General features: G+C 68.3%; 11 protein-coding genes. 8 read left to right on the top strand and 3 right to left on the bottom strand.

Annotated features, from left to right (window positions below):
- Positions 1-55: 55 nt before the first annotated feature.
- Complete coding sequence (locus FJV41_RS52345) at positions 56-232, bottom strand: hypothetical protein (RefSeq protein ID WP_181790749.1); 177 nt, start codon at positions 230-232, stop codon at positions 56-58.
- Between FJV41_RS52345 and FJV41_RS18565 the strand changes: the two genes are divergently transcribed.
- The 3 genes from FJV41_RS18565 to FJV41_RS18555 all read left to right on the top strand — a co-directional run bounded on the left by FJV41_RS18565 (position 231) and on the right by FJV41_RS18555 (position 7545).
- Complete coding sequence (locus FJV41_RS18565; protein WP_181790747.1) at positions 231-6569, top strand: RHS repeat-associated core domain-containing protein; 6339 nt, start codon at positions 231-233, stop codon at positions 6567-6569. The genes FJV41_RS52345 and FJV41_RS18565 overlap by 2 nt on opposite strands.
- An 82-nt stretch (positions 6570-6651) precedes the next feature.
- Entirely contained in the window at positions 6652-7092 is a 441-nt protein-coding gene (locus FJV41_RS18560; protein WP_141643847.1) for a hypothetical protein, read from the top strand.
- Positions 7093-7104: 12 nt separating this feature from the next.
- On the top strand, positions 7105-7545 hold the full coding sequence (locus FJV41_RS18555) for a hypothetical protein (protein ID WP_141643846.1): 441 nt from the start codon (positions 7105-7107) through the stop codon (positions 7543-7545).
- Between the two features lie 39 nt (positions 7546-7584).
- Here FJV41_RS18555 and FJV41_RS18550 read toward each other — a convergent pair whose 3' ends face one another.
- Both FJV41_RS18550 and FJV41_RS18545 read right to left on the bottom strand, forming a co-directional pair.
- Complete coding sequence (locus FJV41_RS18550) at positions 7585-8433, bottom strand: NmrA family NAD(P)-binding protein (protein ID WP_141643845.1); 849 nt, start codon at positions 8431-8433, stop codon at positions 7585-7587.
- 27 nt (positions 8434-8460) lie between these two features.
- Positions 8461-9312 carry an AraC family transcriptional regulator gene (locus tag FJV41_RS18545; RefSeq protein ID WP_141643844.1) on the bottom strand — a complete coding sequence of 284 codons (852 nt, stop codon included), beginning with the start codon at positions 9310-9312 and terminating at the stop codon, positions 8461-8463.
- Between the two features lie 393 nt (positions 9313-9705).
- On the opposite strand from FJV41_RS18545, the gene FJV41_RS18540 reads away from it, so the two are divergent.
- The 5 genes from FJV41_RS18540 (at position 9706) to sppA (ending at position 19451) form a co-directional block, all read left to right on the top strand.
- Positions 9706-12078, top strand: a complete 2373-nt coding sequence (locus FJV41_RS18540) for a DNA gyrase/topoisomerase IV subunit A (protein ID WP_141643843.1) — start codon at positions 9706-9708, stop codon at positions 12076-12078.
- A 12-nt stretch (positions 12079-12090) separates the two neighbouring features.
- Positions 12091-14022: a DNA gyrase/topoisomerase IV subunit B gene (locus FJV41_RS18535; RefSeq protein WP_141643842.1), complete on the top strand. Its 1932-nt coding sequence runs from the start codon at positions 12091-12093 to the stop codon at positions 14020-14022.
- A 97-nt stretch (positions 14023-14119) separates the two neighbouring features.
- Entirely contained in the window at positions 14120-15655 is a 1536-nt protein-coding gene (locus FJV41_RS18530; protein ID WP_141643841.1) for a PEGA domain-containing protein, read from the top strand.
- A 55-nt stretch (positions 15656-15710) separates the two neighbouring features.
- On the top strand, positions 15711-16922 hold the full coding sequence (locus FJV41_RS18525; protein ID WP_141643840.1) for a PEGA domain-containing protein: 1212 nt from the start codon (positions 15711-15713) through the stop codon (positions 16920-16922).
- 48 nt (positions 16923-16970) lie between these two features.
- Entirely contained in the window at positions 16971-19451 is a 2481-nt protein-coding gene (sppA, locus tag FJV41_RS18520; protein ID WP_141643839.1) for a signal peptide peptidase SppA, read from the top strand.
- The last annotated feature ends 206 nt before the right edge of the window (positions 19452-19657 follow it).

The raw sequence follows: 19657 nt of genomic DNA, 5'->3' as shown, positions 1-19657 counted from the left end.
GAGCCTTGCACCTTTCGACCCGTCTGCCCCGACGCTCGTCCATGCCAACCTTGAGTCACGCCTTCGTTTGCGCCTTGTTGCTCATCCCCGTCTCGCTCGCCCACGCGGCCCCCTCCTGCGTCGTGGGCTCGACGAGTTCGTGCATGTCGGGCATGTGCCCCGGCGAGAGGCTCTGCGTCCCCAACCCCGAGACCACCACGGGCGGAGTCTGGAGCGAGTGCAATCCAGACATGTCCCCCAAGCCCTGCACGGCCTGCGGCGCGGGCGGAACCCAACGATGCGAGTCCAATGGCACGGACCTGGGGACCTGCCAGCCCGCCACCCCGTGGGACTTCGAGAGCTGTGGCAACAGCTGCGACGAGAACGCGGATGGTGTCGAGGGAGAAGGGTGCGCGGGACCCAAGACCTATGACTACTGCGAGCGCGATTCGGCGGGGGCGCTGGTGCGGTGGACCTGCGGCTGTGGACTGACGGCCAAGGTGGGCTATTGCCTGGGCAGCACGGACTCGCAGACCAGTTGCGCGAGTCCCGAAGGGTGCCTGAAAGCCCCGAACTTCGGAGCCACTGGAGCCGCGCAAGCCGGAGGCGACTACGCCTGCTGTGTGTCGAGCCTGCCCTGCGCCTCCGAGGGCTACATCCGCGCCGCGATGCACTGCGAGCAGACAGACTCCCTGCGCTTCGAGTGCGCGCCAGGGGATTCGTGCGATGACAGCAACGCGTGCGGCAACACCTGCAAGGGACTCGCACCCACCATCAATCCCACGACGGGCGCCCAGAGCCGGGGAGGTGCCTACTGCTCCGCCGGCCCGGTGTGCAGCGCCGCGCAGGGCGGCTTTGGTCCGCCGCAAGAAGGAAATGTCAGCGCGAGCATCTACCGCGTGGAGTGTGGCTGGGCGTCCAGCGCCGACATGGGCAGCAGCTACACATGCCACGTCGTCAGTCGCCCCGGCCTGACGCTGACGGTGCCGCCCCCCGAGCATTCGGACGGGCCACGAGACCCGCGCGGAGACCGTGACGAAATCGGAGGGAGCACCAGCGGAGGAAAAGACGACGAAACCGGAGCCTCGCCCACCCCCGATACCGCGAACGCGTGCCTCGCGAAGGCGTCTCAAGTCACCGCGTCGGCCATTGGGGCGACGTCGAGCCCCACGGTCAGCCTCTCGGACTTCACGACGCGCTACAGCGCCTCCGACCTGGGCATCCGCCTGCCCGGCAGCGGCTTCAACTTCGTGCGGAAGTACGTCTCCACGGACAACTTCTGGTCCTATCAGTCCATGCTGGGCAACGCGGATGAGCCCTTCGTGGCGAAGCCCTTCGGCTCCAGCCCCACGCGCAAGAGTTCCCTGCGGTGGTGGCATGGGCTGTACAGCATGGTTCAGCCCCAGGGCTGGGTTGGAGGCGTGAGCACCTGGGCGGTGCGCGACCCGGAGGGCTCCGTCCTGGAGTTCGTGGCCTGCACGCCCGGCACCATCAGCACCACGCCCTGCTTCGCCTCTCCCCGAAAGACCACGCGCTGGTCCAACGCGAGCCTGCTCTGGACGGGGAGCCACTTCGTGCTCATCAAGCCGGGGGACGGGCGCTACGTCTATCAGTCCCCGTGGACGCATGAGGAGTCCTGGTACGTCCGCACGAAGTACTTCTTCCTGACGCGAGTCGAGGATGAAGCAAGCGCCTCTCCGCCGCGCGTCCGCCTCGAGCTGACATATGCGGTCCCCTCCGTCTGGGATGAGAACGACGAGCCTGTCGCCTGTCCTGGCCAGAGCAGTCTGGGCAACGGCGTCCCCTACCTGCGGGACATCACCACCGAGACGGGAGCGCGCGTCCGCCTCCGCTACCGGCTCGTCCGCGCTTCCGTCCAGCCCACCACCGAGTGCGTGATTGACAGCCTCTCCCTGGCGAGAAACCCCAACGCGATCGACCCCCTCCTGCGGCAGCAAGAGGACGTCGTCGCGCGCTACGAGTACTACACGCACCCCAGCCTGCCCTCGGTGCAGCGCGCGGGGCTCCTCGCGCAGGTGGAGTATCCGGAGACGGGGGACGTGGTGACCTACGGTGACACCACGACCTCCGACGCGGGCAGCACCCAGTGGGGCGTCGCCGCCAACTCGCAGGTCCTCGCGACCCATGCGTATCAAGCCGGAAAGGTGCAGGCCGTTGGCGCGGGCGGCACGACCACCATGGCCTTCAGCACGGGCTCAGGCAACTGCGGCGGCCCGTCTCCCATGGGGCTGGACGCCGGCACGCCCTGTGTCCCCCCCAGCGTCGAGGGAATGACGGCGAGCTCCGGTGACTCGTCGGGCACCACGGTGCAGTTCACGCGGGGGTTCTCCACGCGGGTGAGCCCCTACTCTCCCCACCCTCTCCTTGAAACCCAGTCCGACACCTGCCTGTCCGGAGACTGCCGAGGCTTCGCCTCGGGCTACCTCGCGTACGAGTACGCCGAGCCAGAGGACGGCAACCTCTACCTGCGACGCACGAGGAACAAGGCCCAGAGCTACGTCCGGCGAGACCGCGTCTTCGCGGAGGAAGGCGTCGCCTCCGTCCCGGGTGTCGTTAGCCCGGTCATCCAGGTCACGGAGAACTTCGGAGAGACCTACCAGGGGGATGGTGGCGTCGCAGGGGCGACGACGAACTTCATCTACTCCAACTCACCGCTCCCGGCGGACCAGGCATGGCAGCCCGTCACGGAGAGCGTGAGTGTCGCGGCCTCTACCTTCAAGCCAGGCGAGCAGGTCATCACTCGGACACGGCATGACGCGTCGACGGGGTTCCTCAAATCCGTCATCCGCTCGGGCTACACGCACCAACTCGACATGGCCACCGGGACCTGGAGCCCACCGGTGCTCCAGCACATTGGCGTCTTCTACTTCAACCACCACCGGTGCCTGGGCGCGACAGATTCGGGGACGGCCCGGCTCGCGGAGATCCACGGCCCCTGCTTGATCTCCAGCCCGGAGGCCACCGACTGCTCCGGCACGGACTTTCCCATCACCCAGCACCACCACTACGGCCCACCGTCCGCCGAACCCAGCAACCAGGCCGGGAAGTTGAAGAAGGTCTCCCAATTCATCCGCCATGGCGGGCCCCTGGCGTGCGCGGGGCACCCCACCCTGGAGACCCGCTACGATGAGTATGACGGCCGAGGCAATCCGGTACAGGTCCGCTCGCCCCAGGGCGAGGTGACGAGAATCGCCTACATCGGGGGCCGCATCTCCCGCTCCACGAGCGGTGGGTTGTTGACCACCTATCAGTATGACGGCGCCAGACAGCTCGCCGTGCATCACCCGTCCGGGGCCTACACGGTGAGCTGCTACCGGAAGAACACCCCCGCCGGCCAGGGCTGCGCGCAGGGAGAGCTCACGTCCGTGCTTCAGTGGGAGGCGGTGGCATCGGACGCGGCGGGCGTCGACTGGAGCGAAATGCGAGTGCTGGAGTACTGGCCCCATGGCGCGCTGAAGACGGAGACGCTGCGCTCGCGCGGGCAAGGCACGGAGGAGACGCGCAGGACCGTATCCCATCATCCAGATCCCCACCTCCGCCCCACCTTCACCCGCTGGGGAACCGGACCTGGGAGCTTCTCCGCCACCTCCGCCTTCGACGTCAGGAACAACCTGGTCGCGACGGGCGACGCGTTCAACACGCCTCCGGACTTCTGCAAGGACGGCAACGCGGTGTCTCCGGCGTGCACGGCGCTCGCCTATGACAACCTGAGCCGACTGACGCGCGTGTCGGAGCTGCCCACGCCGGGCGTCGAGCAGCATTCGACGTATGACTATGACGTCCACGGCAATGTCAGCAGCGTGCGGATGGGCTGCTCGAGCACGGACCCGACGTCGTGTGGAGGCTCCTCCACGTACCAGTTCGACGACTTCGGCCGGCTCGTGAGCGTCCTCCTGCCGAATGCACGAGGGCCGGTCCATCATGCACATGACGCGCGTGGCAATGTCGTGGCGAGGCAGACCGAAGCCATGCGCGGGGCGGGCGCATTCATCCGCTACGAGCATGACCTCCTCTCAAGGCCCCTGACCGCGTCATCCGTGCACTGGAGCGACGACTACCGCTCCTTCCACTACAGGCTGGGCTATGACGACGACGAAGCGCCACCCGCCGGTTGCGCCACACAGCTCAACAGCCTCGGGAAGCTCCGGTTTCGCCAGGACAGCTTCGGACGCACCTGGTTCCAATACGACGCCGCGGGTCGCGTCGTGCGGGAGATGCGGGTGCGCGCCACTGCCACCGGCTGCGCGCAGGGCCTGGAAGCCAACCCCGACACGTTCTACGAGTATGACGCCGTGGGGCGGCTCTCGCGCTTGACCTATCCCCATGGGCGAACCGTGACGTATGTCTATGGGACGGGCGCGAACGCGGAACGAGTGGCCGCCGTGGATGTCAGCACCTATGACGGCGCCACCTGGCAGACCCGCCGCATCGTGAGTACCGTGGCGTGGGAACCCTTCGGCGGACTGCGCGGCTACCAGATGCACCATGCTGGCTCGGGCACGAGCAGCTCCGTCGAGTACATGCTGGGTGACGACTCCTCGAGTCCGCCCACGTCGTCGGCGGACGCCTGCACCCGTCCCGCGCCCTCGGCGAGCGCGTCCGACCTCACGGGCCGATGGCGGGCCTTGCGAGTCTCCTCGGGCGCATTCAGTCCCGGGTCGGGCAGTGGAGACATCTACAACCGCACCTTTACCTGGACCGCGAACCAACTCAGCCGGATGGACACGTGCGTGCTCGACTCCGCCGAGGCGCAAACAGAGCTGTACTCGTATGACCGGACGCTGCGGCTCACAGGGGCCACGCGGCCTCCTGGCAACGCCCTGGCCACGGGTGGCGCATACACGTCACGGACCTATGGGTATGACCGGCGCAGCAACCGCACCGCCAGCACTGACGATGGCGTGGCGAACTCCTTCGTCTTCTGGGCCATGCCCACGGACGGGCCGGATGCGGTGGGTGTGCACTACAGCGACCCGGGCCAGCTCGCTCAGGAGTGGTACTTCTACGACGGAGACGGCCGCTTCAACCGCAAGAGCACCGCGCGCGACGGCCCCACGGGGATGTATCTGCACATGTATCCCCAGTACTACACGGGGCTCGGGTTCCTGGAGGGCACCTTCCAGGCGGTCTATTTGAGTTCGGGCGCGTACTACAATTACTTCTACGACGCCCACGGCCGCCGCCGCCTCAAGGTCCACCCCACGGGCGCACGCGAGGAGTACTTCCACGACCTGGGGAACCAGCTCCTGTCCGACAGCGCGCCGAACGACCTGGTGACGTCAGCCACACACTACGTCGAGGACGACTATGTCTGGCTGGGAGGAAGGCCGGTCGCGGTGCTGCGCGGGAAGTTCTCCACGACGTGGGCCCGGCAGGCGGATGACTCGGCGGACTGCACTCGCGCGGGTGAACCCGCCGCATGCGGACTCTACTTCCTCGTCACCGAACGCTCCGGCATGCCCGTGGTCATGCTGGATGACTCGCGCCGCGTCACGGGCGTCGGCGAGTACGACCCGTTCGGGCACGTCAACCGCGTCAAGCAGGTCGCGGGCTCCACCAATCCCTATGCCGACAGCCTGAACGTGGAGCTCAAGCGCTTCGAGCAGCCCACGCGCAGCTCGCAGCTCCGACTCCAGCAGCGCGTGCTCTTCAACCTCGTGGAGACCGAGCCGACGCAGGACTTCGTGCGGCTCGAGGACTCCGTGACGCACGCCGCGTTGTCCGGGGCCATCTCCGGCAAGAAGCCAGGGAAGTTCTGGAGCGACTGGGTCGAGCCTTCGTCCGGGTCGCTGTCCATCCAGTTCGTGTCCAACGCGACGTGCGACAGCGCGACCTGCGGCGGCGATGCGGGAGCGGGGCTGGGCTGTACGTGCCCCTCCGAGCCATCGCGAGGCGTGGTGCTCAAGGGCACCGAGTACCGGCGGTTCCAGCAGGGAGCGACACCGTTCTGGGTGCCCTTGCGGTTCCGCGGCCAGTATCACGACATCGAAACGGACTTCTTCGCGAACGGCCACCGCTACTACGAGCCGGAGCTCGGCAGGTACATGGACCCGGAGCCGCTGCTGGGCGCCGCGCCCATCGCGTTCCCCGCGTATGCGTATGCGCTGAACAATCCCGTCATGCTTGACGATCCGACGGGACTGGTACCTGGAGAAATCTTCCGGGGCGGCACGATGCAGGAACTTCGAGACCGCGCCGCGATTGACGCGCTGGAGTTCATCCATCCCTCCGCTGAGTTGTACCAGATGGAATATGGAGGAATGCTCTGCCTCCGTGAGGATGGCGGGGTCTTCGCGACGGACCCTGTATGCAGCACCAATCCCGACGACCTTAAAACCGTGTATCCCCAGGATGCACCTTGTCCTGAAGGAACCAAGTCGATTGGCGGGTACCACACCCATCCCGGCAACTCGCAAGACATGGACAACAAGACCGCGCCTCCATTCAGCTACCACGACGTGAAGTGGTCGAATTCCTTTGGGACCTTCTATCTCTCGCGCGCAAACGGGGCTGAAATCTGGCGGTGGTACCCCCACCCGGTTGCCATCCGCACGCGGATTCGGCCCTGAAGCGGAATCACAACCGAGACGTTCTCCTCTCGCGCGGAACGCTGATGGCTCCACGCGGGAGGCAACCCAGCCGGGAGAGTTCATGAAGCCCATCACCATCGCATTCGTCGCCTACCTGGCCGTCACGGGTGCGGACGCGCCCGCATCTTCTTTCGAACTGGTCTCCCTGGTACGACTGCTCGCGGCCCCCGAGGCCTACGACGGCAAGCGCATCCAGGTTGTCGGCTACGGGTCCTTCGACTCAACAGGCACTGCGCTCTACCTCAACGCCCAGGATCACCAGCATGGCGTTCCCATGAGCGCGGTGTGGCTCGTGCTTGGACAGACGGGGGCGCCCAAAGCGGGTTCGCCTCCGGGCTACGTCGTCGTGAGAGGAACCTTTCGCGCGGAGGGCCGCGGTGCAATGGGTCTCTTCTCGGGAGCCATCACCGACATCGACCGCCTCGAGGACTGGGTCATGGATTCCCCCGCGCTCCCCACGCAGCCGAAGAATGAGCCCACTCGGACGCAGGGCTGTCGCTGAGTCGCGCGAATCATGAAGCCCGTCACCATCGCATTCGTCGTCTACCTGGCCGTCGCAGGCGCGAGCGGTCCCTCTCCGGCTGTCGAGTCCGTCTCAGTGGTACGACTGCTCGCGGCCCCTGAAGCCTACGACGGCAAGCGCGTCGAGGTCGTCGGCTATGGGACCTTCGAACATGAAGGCACGGCCCTCTACTTCAATCCCCAGGACCATCAGCATGGCGTTCCCATGAGCGCGGTGTGGCTCGTGCTCGGCGAGGCGTGGGATTCGAAGGAGCGCACTCCTCCTCGCTATGTCATCGTGCGAGGCACCTTTCGCGCGAAGAGCCGCGGTGCCCTCGGCCTGTTCGCGGGCGCCATCACGGACATCGACCGGCTCGACGACTGGGACCTGGGGAGCGCCGCGCCCCCACAGCAACCCAAGGGAGAACCCACCCGCGCGCGGGGCTGCCTCTGAAACGAAGCCCGTGGACCAGGCCCTCCCCCGGCTCGGGCCTCAGTCCTCGCGCCATGACCCGGCATGCTCCCGAGCAAAGTCTTCGAAGGAGCGCGGCGGAGTGCCCGTAACTTCGAGCACAGCGTCGCTGGCCCTGGGTGCCCGGCCCTCTCGGTGGAAGCGGAACATGTCGATGAGCCCCTCGACGTGCGCGGGGCTCACGGCATACGGCAGCATCGCCTCGCGAAACCCCCCGTCAGGGATGGACTCGTACCTGAGCTCGCGGCCCGCCGCCTGACCGAGAACGCGCGTCATCTCCTGATACGTCATCGCCTTGGGGCCGCAGAGGTCCAGGTGCCTCCCCGTGAAGGACTCGGACGTCAGACACACCGCCGCCACGCGGGCGATGTCCCTCGCGTCGATGGGACTCTCCTCTCCATCGCCCCATGGCAGGCGCAGCACCCCTTCGGTTTTCAGCGCGTGGCCGTAGTACGTGACGAAGTTCTGCATGAAGCCCCCAGGCCGGAGCACGGTGTTCGGGATTCCCGAGCGCTCCAGCTCACGCTCGATGGCGCAGTGGACACGAGCCAGGAAGAACGCCTCGCTCCCCGCACAGAGAATCGAGAGCTTCACCAGCCTGTTCACCCCCGCGCGACGCGCGGCCTCGATGACTCGCACCTCGGCGCCGACCTGGTCGACCATGTCCCCCGTCGCGAGGAACACCGTCCGCGCACCGTCCAGACATGCCTCCAGTCCTTCGCCCGTGCTCAAGTCGACACGCGCATGCTGTGTGGCGCGAGGGTCCGGTACTCGCGAGCGAAACGCCGCCCGCGTGGGCACACCCCGCTTCACGAGCTCGTCGAGGACCGCGCTTCCCACCACTCCCGTTGCACCCAGGATGACGTTCATGCGCGGCAAGATGCGCGCGCCAGTGCCTCACCCAATAGGAAGCATTTGACCCCGCTCCTCGGGCGGCAGCGCCGTGGCGCCGCGAGCGGCCGCTGACAGGGCCCCCGGAGCCAATCCGGAGAGCTTCCGGCATTCGAGCAACCAGTGGGACTGGTCGCAGTACCCCGCTTCATGCGCCAGCCAGGTGAGCGACGCCGTCGCGTCCTCTCTCGTGCGCTGGAGTGCCTGCTGGAAGCGGCGGACCCGGAGGAAGTCTCGCGGCGTCAGTCCCACCTCGCGCCGGAACAACTCGATGAACCTGCGGTGACTCAAGCCCGAGCCCGCGACGAGCGAAGAGACAGGCACGTCCGCCGTACTCGCTCGAAGTCGCCCCAGCGCCGTCCACACCGCCTCATGCACGGCCCGGAGCGACGCATGCCGGGCAAGGAACGCCGTGCCCAGAAGCGCGAAGCGCTCCTCGTCACTCGACGCCTCTGAGAGTCGCGCCACCCACCGCGTCGCGACAGGCCCCCACAACGAGGACAGCTCCACGTGCCGCCCGGCCAGCGCATCCAGGGGAACGCCCAAGAGGGGCCAGGCGCCCCCCGCGCGGAAGTGGACTCCCGCGAGCATGGACTGCTGCGCCGTGGGAACATCGAACGCCGCGCGCCGAGGACCAGAGACCAACGCCTCCGCGCACGCCCCCGCCTCACCATCCAGCTCCCGCCACTCCAGTCGCTGCCCCGCCAAAGGAATCACCAGCTCCAGCGTTCCCGTGGGCAGCACTCGCTCCAGCCCATGCCCGGGCCGATACCCGTCGTACAGCCAGAAGGCCTGGATGAACGGGCGCAGGGGCTCGGGAGGCGCGAGCGCACGGTAGAAGGAATGGACCTGGGTCATCGCTCGCCCTGCTTCATACCCCCGTCTCCAGCACGCCGCGTCGAGGCCCGGGCAAGGGAGCAAGCCCACCCTGTCCTACCTGCCCAGGGCCTCCCAGGAGCCAACCGGGCGTCCTCTCCTACCCGCACCCACCGTCCCGTCCCCAGGTGAGTCCTACGGGCCCTCGCCCTCGGAATTCCAAGGGGTTACAGGGATGTTTCACCTTGGGACCGAACTGGACGGGCTTTCAGGTAGGATGCCTCCGAGGATACGCAACCCCCCGAATTCGTTCCAATTGTCAGGGGGCCATGGTAGTCCCGCCGCTTTGTTACAGCTTCCAGATTCCATGGCGCGGAGTGCGCGAGTCACGCACCGCGTTCGGGTACGAGACGTTCTCACCTGGGTTTGAAGAGCATGCGCGCAGAAGCCGAAAAGAAGACGCCAAAGAAGCAGGGAGGCGCGGGTGGCGGGGGTGGAGCCTCGGGCTCGGCGGGTGGTGGAGATGGATATATCCCCGCCTCGCTCGCTGACGAGGCGCGTCGCCGGTACATCAACTACGCCCTGTCGGTCATCACCTCGCGTGCCCTGCCGGACGTGCGCGACGGCCTCAAGCCCGTGCAGCGCCGCATCCTGTACGGCATGTGGAACGACCTGAACCTGTCGTTCGACACGAAGTACCAGAAGTGCGCACAGGTGGTCGGCGCCATCATGGGTCGCTACCACCCGCACGGCGACGCCTCCATCTACGACGCGCTCGTGCGCATGGCGCAGGACTTCTCCCTGCGCTACCCGCTGGTGGACGGCCACGGCAACTTCGGCTCGCTCGACGGCGACTCCGCGGCCGCCTACCGCTACACCGAGTGCCGACTGGAGAAGCTCGCCACCGAGATGCTGGGTGAGCTGGAGCGCAAGACGGTCGACTTCCGGCCCACCTACGACGGCACGCGCAACGAGCCCATCGTCATCCCCTCGCGGGTGCCGCAGTTGCTGATGAACGGCACCACGGGCATCGCCGTGGGCATGGCCACCAACATCCCGCCCCACCACCTGGGCGAGCTGGTGGACGCGCTGGTCGCGCTCATCGAGAACCCGGCGCTGCTCACCAAGGATCTGCTCAAGTGGATCAAGGGCCCGGACTTCCCCACCGGCGGGCAGATCCTCAATGACAAGAAGGAGCTGCGCGACATCTACGAGACGGGCCAGGGCAGCGTCCGCATCCGCGGCGAGTGGGACACCGAGGAGCTCAAGCGCGGCGGCACGCAGATCATCGTCACGTCCATCCCCTACACGGTGAACAAGTCCACCCTGGTCGCGAAGATTGGCGACCTGGTGCGCGAGCGGAAGCTGCCGCTCATCGTCGACGTGCGCGACGAGTCCACCAAGGACGTGCGCATCGTCCTGGAGCTGAAGAAGGACGCCAACGCCGACCTGGTGATGGCGTACCTCTACAAGCACACGCCGCTGCAGACGACGTTCGGCGTCAACCTCACCTGCCTCGTCCCCAGCGACGACAACCCCGAGGTCGGCACGCCGCGCCGGCTGGACCTCAAGAGCATCCTCCAGTTCTTCCTCGACTTCCGCTTCGGCATCGTCACGCGGCGCTACCAGCACGAGCTGGGCGAGCTGCAGAAGCGCGTCCACCTGCTCGAGGGCTTCGAGAAGGCCTACGACGCGCTGGACGAGATCATCCGCATCATCCGCCAGTCCGAGGGCAAGCAGGACGCCGCCCAGAAGTTGATGGTGCGCTTCAAGCTGGATGAGCTCCAGGTGGACGCCATCCTGGAGATGAAGCTCTACAAGCTCGCCCGCCTGGAGATCCTGGTCGTCCAGAAGGAGCTCAAGGAGAAGCGCGCGGAGATCAAACGCATCGAGGGCATCCTCAAGGACAAGAAGAAGGTCTGGGGCACCGTCAAGGACGAGCTCGCCGAAATCAAGGGGCTCTACAACGACAAGCGCCGAACCAAGATTGGTGGCGCGGGCTCCGAGGAAGTGGAGTTCAACGCCGACGCGTTCATCGCGGACGAGGATGCCCATGTGGTCATCACCCGCGACGGCTGGGTCAAGCGCGTGCGCGAGGTCAAGGACCCGTCCTCCACCCGTCTGCGCGAGGGCGACGCCGTCATGGCCGTGCTCGCCGGCAGCCTGAAGGCGAACCTCGTCCTGTTCAGCAACTTCGGCACCGCCTACGTCACCCGCTTCAACGACATCCCCGCCTCCACCGGCTACGGCGACCCCGTCCAGAAGCTGTTCAAGTTCGACGACGGCGAGCGCGTGGTCGCCGCCCTCTCGCTCGACACGCGGCTGGCGAGTCCGCAGAAGCTCCTGGGCGTGACGAAGCAGGGCATGGGCATGCGCTTCCTCCTGGAGCCTCACCTGGAGGTTTCCACGCGCGCCGGACGTCGCTACGCCAAGACGGGCGAGGGCGATGAGATCATCGGCGTGCAGGCCGTGGGCGAGAAGGACCTGCTCGCGGTGCTCACCAAGAAGACCAACGCGCTGGTGTGCAAGGCGGCGGAGATCAACGAGCTGGCCGGCCCTGGCAAGGGCGTCACCGTCATCAAGGTGGACGCGGACGACCAGGTGGTCGACTTCCTCGTCACCGCGCCGAACCAGAAGGACGCGAAGCTGGATTTCGAGACGCAGAAGGGCCGCAAGCTGCAGCTCGCCCCCGCGAAGTACGGGGTGACGGGCCGCGGCGGCAAGGGCCACGAGATGTCCAAGCGCGACGCGGTGGAGGACGTGGCCCGGCCCGTCGTCTTCATCCCGTTGCCCGAGAAGAAGGACTAGCCAGAGGACGCCATGGCGACGAAGAAGGAAAGCTATACAGGCGCCGACATCCAGGTCCTCGAGGGCCTGGATCCGGTGCGCAAGCGCCCGGCCATGTACATCGGCGGGACGGACGGCACCGGGTATCACCACCTGTTGTGGGAGATCCTCGACAACTCGGTGGACGAGGTCATCAACAGCCACGCCACCACCGTCGAAGTGACGCTCCACAAGGATGGCCGCAGCATCACCGTGGTGGACAACGGGCGCGGCATCCCCGTGGACATCATGCCCAAGCTCAAGAAGCCCGCCGTGGAGGTCATCCTCACGACGCTGCACTCGGGCGGCAAGTTCGAGCAGGGCAACTACACCCACTCGGGCGGTCTGCACGGCGTGGGCAGCTCCGTGGTGAACGCGCTCTCCCGCAAGCTGACGGTGGAGATCAAACGCGACGGCAAGCGCCACATCCAGACGTACGCGCGAGGCAAGCCCACCAGCCCCCTGAAGGCGGACGGCGGCGCGCGCGGCACGGGCACGTCCATTACGTTCGAGCCGGACCCCGAAATCTTTGGCGAGAAGCTGAAGTTCGACGCGGAGCTGGTGCGCGAGCGGCTGGAGGCCAAGAGCTACCTGCACAAGGGCATGATCGTCATCTGGAAGGATGAGACGGCCAGCCCCGCCACGTCGGTGACGTACAAGCACGACGGCGGCATCGCCGAGTACCTCACCAAGGTGGTGACGGAGCGGCAGAAGCCGCTGGTACCGGTGGGCAGCACCAACTTCTACCACTCGCGCGACAACGGGGTGCGGCTGGAGGCGTCGCTGGGGTGGACGGAGGCCACGGACGAGCACATCCGCTCCTACGTCAACGGCGTGCCCACCCCCATGGGCGGCACGCACGAGGCGGGCCTCAAGGGCGCCATCGTCAAGGCGGTGCGCAACTACATCGAGACGCACGACCTGACGCCCAAGGGCGTGACGCTCACCGCGGAGGACATCCGCGAGGGAATCACGGCCATCCTGTCCGTGTACGTGGTGGAGCCCCAGTTCCAGGGCCAGACGAAGTCGCGCCTCAACAACCCCGAGGTGACGGCGCAGGTGGACGGCGTGCTGCGCCCGGCGCTGGAGAAGTGGCTCAACGACAACAAGAGCATCGCCGAGGCCGTCGTCGGCCGCATCATCCTGGCGGCCCGCGCTCGCGAGGCCAGTCGCGCCGCGTCCCTGGCCGTCAGCCGCAAGACGGCCGTCAGCCACCGGCTCAACCTGCCGGGCAAGCTGGCGGACTGCTCGTCCACGGACCCCAACCTGAGCGAGCTGTTCCTCGTCGAAGGTGACTCGGCAGGTGGTTCCGCCAAGCAGGGCCGCGACCGGCGCACCCAGGCCATCCTCCCCTTGCGGGGCAAGGTGCTCAACGCGGAGCAGGCGTCCACCGACAAGGTCGCCGGCAACAAGGAGCTCCAGGACATCGTCAGCGCCCTGGGCTGCGGCATCGGCGCGGACTTCGACATCACCAAGCTGCGCTACGGCCGCGTCTTCCTGCTGATGGACGCCGACAGCGACGGGCACCACATCGCCACGCTGCTGCTGACGTTCTTCTACCGGCACCTGCGCCCGCTCATCGAGAGCGGCGCCATCCACATCGCCCAGCCTCCGCTGTTCCGCGTGGACATCGGCAAGGAGACGTACTGGGCGCTGGACGAGGCGGACCGCGACAGAATCATCCGCGAGAAGGTGAAGGGCAACGCCAAGCCCAACATCATGCGCTTCAAGGGCCTCGGTGAGATGACCGCCGACGAGCTCAAGGAGACGACGCTGGACCAGAAAAACCGGATGAGCCTGCGAGTCACGATCGACAACCCCATCGAGACGGACCGCGTCATCAATGACCTGATGGGCAAGGACGTGAGTGCCCGGTTCCGGTTCATCATGGAGCGCGCGGGCGAGGTCGAAGCGCTGGACGTCTAGCCATCCGTCATCCTGCCGCGGGTCCCCCCCGCCCCGGATTGCCCCCGGGGCGGAGGGCCGTGACGGGGCTCCCCTCGCTCGGCTAGCATCCGGCGCCGTGACTACGTTCCGCCGAATCGCCCTGCTCCTCACCCTGCTGCTGGCCGTCCTTCCCGCTCATGCCCAGACGACGCGCAAGAAGTCCGCGCGCAAGAAGGCCGTGCCCACCAAGGTGGTGAAGAAGAAGCCCTCGGGCAGGGACGTGAAGAAAGCCCCGCCCGTGGAGGACACGGACACGGCGGACACGAACGACGTCGCGTCCCCGGAGCCCATGGTCTTCGGAGAGCCGGACTCGAAGCCGCACCCCACCAACAAGCCCGAGGCGCCCGCCGCGAAGCCTCCGCCCGCCGCGGTGGCCACGCCGGTGGCGCCGCCCCCTCCGAGCGCCACCGAGCCGGAGAAGCCCAGCACGAGGCCGTCGCTGGCCGCCACGCCCGCCGTGTCCACCGGCCCCGTGGCGCTCTTCTCCGTCGCCCGAGCCTCGGCTGCGTCCGCCGCGGCGCTGAAGCTGGAGACGGAATTGACGCGTCACCTGCAGCGCGGCGGAGACGTGCAGTTCGTGGACCTGGGCGCGGCCTTCCCGCCCCCGGAGCCGACGCCGCTGACGAAGGCCGACGGGCTGTTCGAGGACGGCCGGGCCGCCTACGACAACCTGGACCCGGAGGTCGCCGAGGCGAAGTTCCGCGCGGCCGCCGAGGCGTACGAGCAGGCCCCCGGTGAGCTGCGGCCCGAGCGGCTGGGTGAGGCGTTCCTGTTCCTCGGCGCGGCCCGGATGCTCAATGGCGACGCGGCTGGCGCGAAGGAGTCCTTCATCCGCTCCGTGGTGGCCGAGCCCGCCACCCGCCCGGACAAGGCGCTCTTCGGTCAGGACGTGCAGAAGGCCTTCGACGAGGCGCGCGCCGAAGTGAGCGCGCGGCCCGCTGGCACCCTCGCCGTGGAGTCCCAGCCCGCGGGCGCGCAGGTCCACGTGCGCGGCCAGGAGCTCGGCGTCACGCCGCTCAAGGGCGTGTCCGTCCCCGCCGGCCACCACGCCGTCATCGTGACGCTGCCGGGCTACACGTCCTTCGCCCAGTACGCGGAGGTGAAGTCCACCGGGAGCGCCGAGGTGAAGGCGACGCTTGTGCCCGGGCCGGGCCTGTCCGCCATCCGCGAGGCCGCCGTGCGCGCCGGCTCGCAGGAGGCCTTCGACAGCGAGACGCTGCCTCCCGAGACGGGCGCCATCGCCGAGCGCCTGGATGCCCGCTACCTGGTGCTGGCCGCAGTGTCCCAGGACAAGAAGGGCCGCCTCCAGGCGGAGCTCCAGGTCTGGGACGTGCGCACCCAGGCCCGGCTGCGCGGCGTGGAAATCGACCTGTCGGGCAAGGACCGCAAGCGGGGCCCCGAGGCGGCCGCGCAGCAGGTCCGCGACTTCATCCACGGCGCCATGTCGCCCCGCGTCGCGGAGAGCGGTGGCACGGGCGTGTCCCTGCTGAAGCGGCCCTGGTTCTGGGCCGCCGTCGGTGGCGTGGCGGCGGTGACGGCGGGCGCCGTCTTCGTGGCGACCCAGGACAAGGGCCGTCCCTTCAATCCCATCACCGGAGGAACAGGCTTCTGAGCCACGGGTTGAATGACGGTTCGCCGCTCGCGTCGCTCGTTTCAGAGGTTACCCCATGAGAGCCCTCGTCCTCGCCCTGCTTCCCTCGCTCGCCCTGGCGGCGTCCCCCGCCCCGGCCCGGCGTGTCTCCAGCCTCCTCGTCCCCATGGACCCGGCCTCCGAGGCCAACGCGGTCCAGATGGAGGGCTACATGAACGAGGCGCTGGGGAACTTCTCCGGCTTCACCGTGCGCAAACCCGAGGAGCTCTTCGGCCTGCCCGGAGACCCCGCCGCCCAGTCCGCGCTCGAGCGTGCCCGCAAGGGGTACTCGGAGAGCGCCGCCGCCTTCGACAAGAAGGAGTACGACGAGGCGGAGGCGAAGGTCCGCGCCACCCTCAAGGAGCTCAACGGCGCGCCGTCGTCCATGAGGGGTTGCTCGCCCCTGTGCGAGTCGCTGGCGCTGTACGCGGCGCTCCTGCACCTGCGTGGCGACGTGGAGGAGGCGAAGCTCGTCCTCATCGACCTCATCGCCGTGTCGCCGACCTTCGAGCTCAACCCCAAGCGCTTCAGCCGGGACTTCATCGCCCTGCGCGTGCAGGTGGCCACCGGCCGCACGTCCCAGCTGCGCGGCAGCGCCACGGTGAAGTCGCGGCCCGCTGGCGCCCGTGTCTACGTGGATGGTGAACTGGCCGGCCACACGCCGGTGACGATTCCCGCGCTGGCGGTGGGCAAGCATCTGTTGCGCATCGAACGGCCGGGCTTCCGCCAGTTCGGCCAGCTCATGGAGGTGACGCCGGACGACGTGGAGGTGAGCACGGAGCTGGTGCCCACCGCCTCGTACAAGGCCTACGACGCGCAGCTGGACCGCGTGGCCAGCGAAGTGTCGCGTGGCATCCCCCAGGCCAACGGCGTGGCGGGGCTGGGCAAGTCCATGGGCCTGGAGCGCGCCATGGTGGGCACGGTGAAGGCCTCGGGCGAGGGCTCCGAGCTCATCCTGGGCTACTACGACTTGCGCAACGGCAAGAAGCTCGGAAGCCGCCGCGTGGTGCTCCAGGGCGACGAGTTCGGTCAGCTCAAGCAGGAGATGGAGCGCATGGTGAATCAGATGGTGAACACCAGCGAGGGTGGCGGCGAGAAGGTGGTGCGCAGCTCCGACCCGCTCGACAACCGGGGCGGCACCGAGGACTGGGGCGCGGAGGACCGCGGCGGACGCACCCGCTCCGAGGAGAAAAAGAAGAAGAAGGTGGATGACCCGCTCGACGGGGTGTCCGGAACCGAGGACTGGTGACACGCGGCGCTTGTCCTCGGGCGGGCGCGGCCTAGAGTCCTGGCGCGTATGCGCCTGCTCGCCCTCCTGCTGCTGCTCCCGTCGCTCGCGCTCGCTCAGACGAGCACCATCGTCCAGGCCCCCGTCCCCACGCGGGGGATGACGCTGCCGCCCACCGGCGCGGCCCTGGTCGACGAGGCCACCGCCCTGTCGCTCAACCCGGCCGGGTTGGGCTTCGTCCGCTCCGGGCAGCTGTTCTACCTGCACGAGCGCAACCTGGAGCGGGACAGCGTCGCGGACGGCGTCTTCCTGGGCGCGCAGCTCCTGGGCCTGGGCCTGGGCGCGTCAATGGAGTGGATTCGCGGGCGTCACGAGCCGGACTACCGGCGCACGTCGCTGGGCCTGTCGCTGGGCTCGCCCACGCTGCAACTGGGCGGCTCCTGGCACGGCTTCAGCTCCGACGATGACGACATCGACGCGCTGGACACGTTCGACGTGGGCCTCACCGCCCGGCCCGTGCGCGCCCTGTCGCTGGCGGCGGTGGTGAAGGACCTCAACGCGCCCACCGAGGAGAGCCTGGAGGTCAAACGCAAGTACGACTTCGGCCTGGGCCTGCGCCCGCTGGACGAGCGCTTCACGCTGGGCATCGACTGGCTCTTCTCCGAGGGGGCCTTCCGCCAGGGTCAGGCGACGTACACGCTCCAGGCGGAGGTGATTCCAGGGCTGCGGCTGGGCGGAGGCGTGTCGCACGGCTTCGTCAGCGGCGTACCGCTGGCGCTCCAGTTGGCGGCGACGGTGGACACCGGGCACATCGGCGTCACGTACGCGGCGGGCGGCGGCGAGGACGGCACGGACCATGTCGTGGGTGTGCGCCTGTCTTCGGAGAGCTATCGCTCGCTGCGTCCGCCCGGGGGCGTCGTCACGATGCTCGACTTGAACGACGTGCTGGCCAGCGGAGGCAGTCCGCTCCTGGCGGTGCTCGGGGTGAGCGAGGCGGACCCGTTCCTGCGGCTGTCGCGCTGGCTGGACCTGGCCGCGAAGGACGAGCGGTTGTCGGGCGTGGTGCTGAAGATGGAGGGCCTGCCGGGGGTGGACTGGGGCAAGGCGGAGGAGCTCCGACAGGCAGTGCTGCGGCTGCGCGCGTCCGGCAAACGGGTGATGGCGGTGCTGCTGTCGGTGGATGACATGGGCTACTTCGTGGCGACGGCGGCGGAGCGCATCTACGCGGTGCCGGAGTCCTTCCTGCACATCAACGGCCTGGCCGCGCACCTGCAGACCTACGGCGGGACGATGGACAAGCTCGGAGTGAAGTGGGACGTGGCGCGCGTGGGCAAGTACAAGACGGCCCCCGAGCAGCTCACCCTCAGCGAGCCGAGCGACGCGTCGCGCGAGGCGGTGGGCGCGTACCTGGACAACGAGGTGAGCTGGTACGAGCGCGCGGTGACGGAGTCGCGCAAGGTGCCGGTGGAGAAGCTGCGCGAGCTGTGGGCCGCGGGCCTGCCCACGCCGAAGCGGGCCCAGGAGCTGGGCTTCGTGGACGCCATCATCCACCCCGCGGAGCTGGACGGGAAGGTGCGGGAGATGGCGCCTCGGGCCCGCTTCAGCGCGGCGTACGCGCCTCGCGACGAGCGCGAGGACCGCTGGGGCAAGCGTCGCCGCATCGCCGTGGTGCCGGTGCTGGGCACCATCGCCGGAGGCAAGAGCCGCGAGGACCCGCTGGGCTTCAGCCGCATCGCCGGCGCGGAGACGGTGGTGCGCGCGCTGGAGTCGGCGAAGTCGGACCCGTCCGTCGTCGCCATCGTCCTGCGCGTGGACTCGGGCGGCGGCGAGGTGCTGGCCTCCTATCTCATGTACCAGGCGGTGCTGGACGCGGCGAAGGTGAAGCCCGTCATCGCCTCCATGGGCGACATGGCGGCGTCCGGCGGCTACTACGCGGCCATGGGCGCCACGGAGATGCTGGCGCTGCCCACGACGATTACCGGCAGCATCGGCGTCTTCTACATCAAGCCCGCGCTGCGGGGCCTGCTCGGGGACAAGCTGGGCATCAGCCAGGAGACGCTGAGCCGCTCTCCCATGGCGGACGTCTTCGACACCTGGCAGCCCTGGACGCCGGAGCAGCAGACGGCGGTGCAGCAGTGGGTGGACGCGTCCTACGACATGTTCATCACCGAGGTGGCCCGCGCGCGCAAGAAGGACAAGGCGGAGGTGGATGCCATCGCCCGAGGCCGGGTGTGGAGCGGCACGGACGCGCTCGCCCGGGGACTGGTGGACCGGCTGGGCGGCCTGCATGACGCGGTGGAGTCCGCTCGCAAACACGCGGGCGTCCCCCAGGCCGAGGAGCTGGACCTGGTGCTGATAGGCGAGGCGCGCGGCTTCTTCTCCAGCATGGGCGGGGAGCCGGGCGTGCAAGCGGCCCTTGCCCTGCTCCCGGCGCCTTCCGAGCCCTTCCCCGCCGCCTTGCGACAGCTGGCGCGCGACGCGGGGGTGAACCTGGAACTCCTGCGCCCGGGGATGAAGGCGATGATGCCCTTCACCCTCACCGTTCGCTGACGACGCCACGGTGGGGCGGGGTCCGCCCGCCAACACCGGGCGAAAAAACCGGGAGCGCGCCGGGCGTCCTCTGTTAGTGTTCCTCATGCACGCTGGTCGGCTTTCGGGCCGCCAGGGTGCTCCAGGGACCGGCGGTTCGGCCTTCCGTGTCTCAGGGCCCCGCGCCCGGCTCCCTGTCCCACAGCCTGAGTCACCCTGCGTCCCCC

Origin of the sequence: Myxococcus llanfairpwllgwyngyllgogerychwyrndrobwllllantysiliogogogochensis, assembly GCF_006636215.1 — a bacterium.
GTDB classification, from domain to species: Bacteria; Myxococcota; Myxococcia; order Myxococcales; family Myxococcaceae; genus Myxococcus; species Myxococcus llanfairpwllgwyngyllgogerychwyrndrobwllllantysiliogogogochensis.
This window is presented reverse-complemented; position numbering and strand designations above follow the sequence as displayed.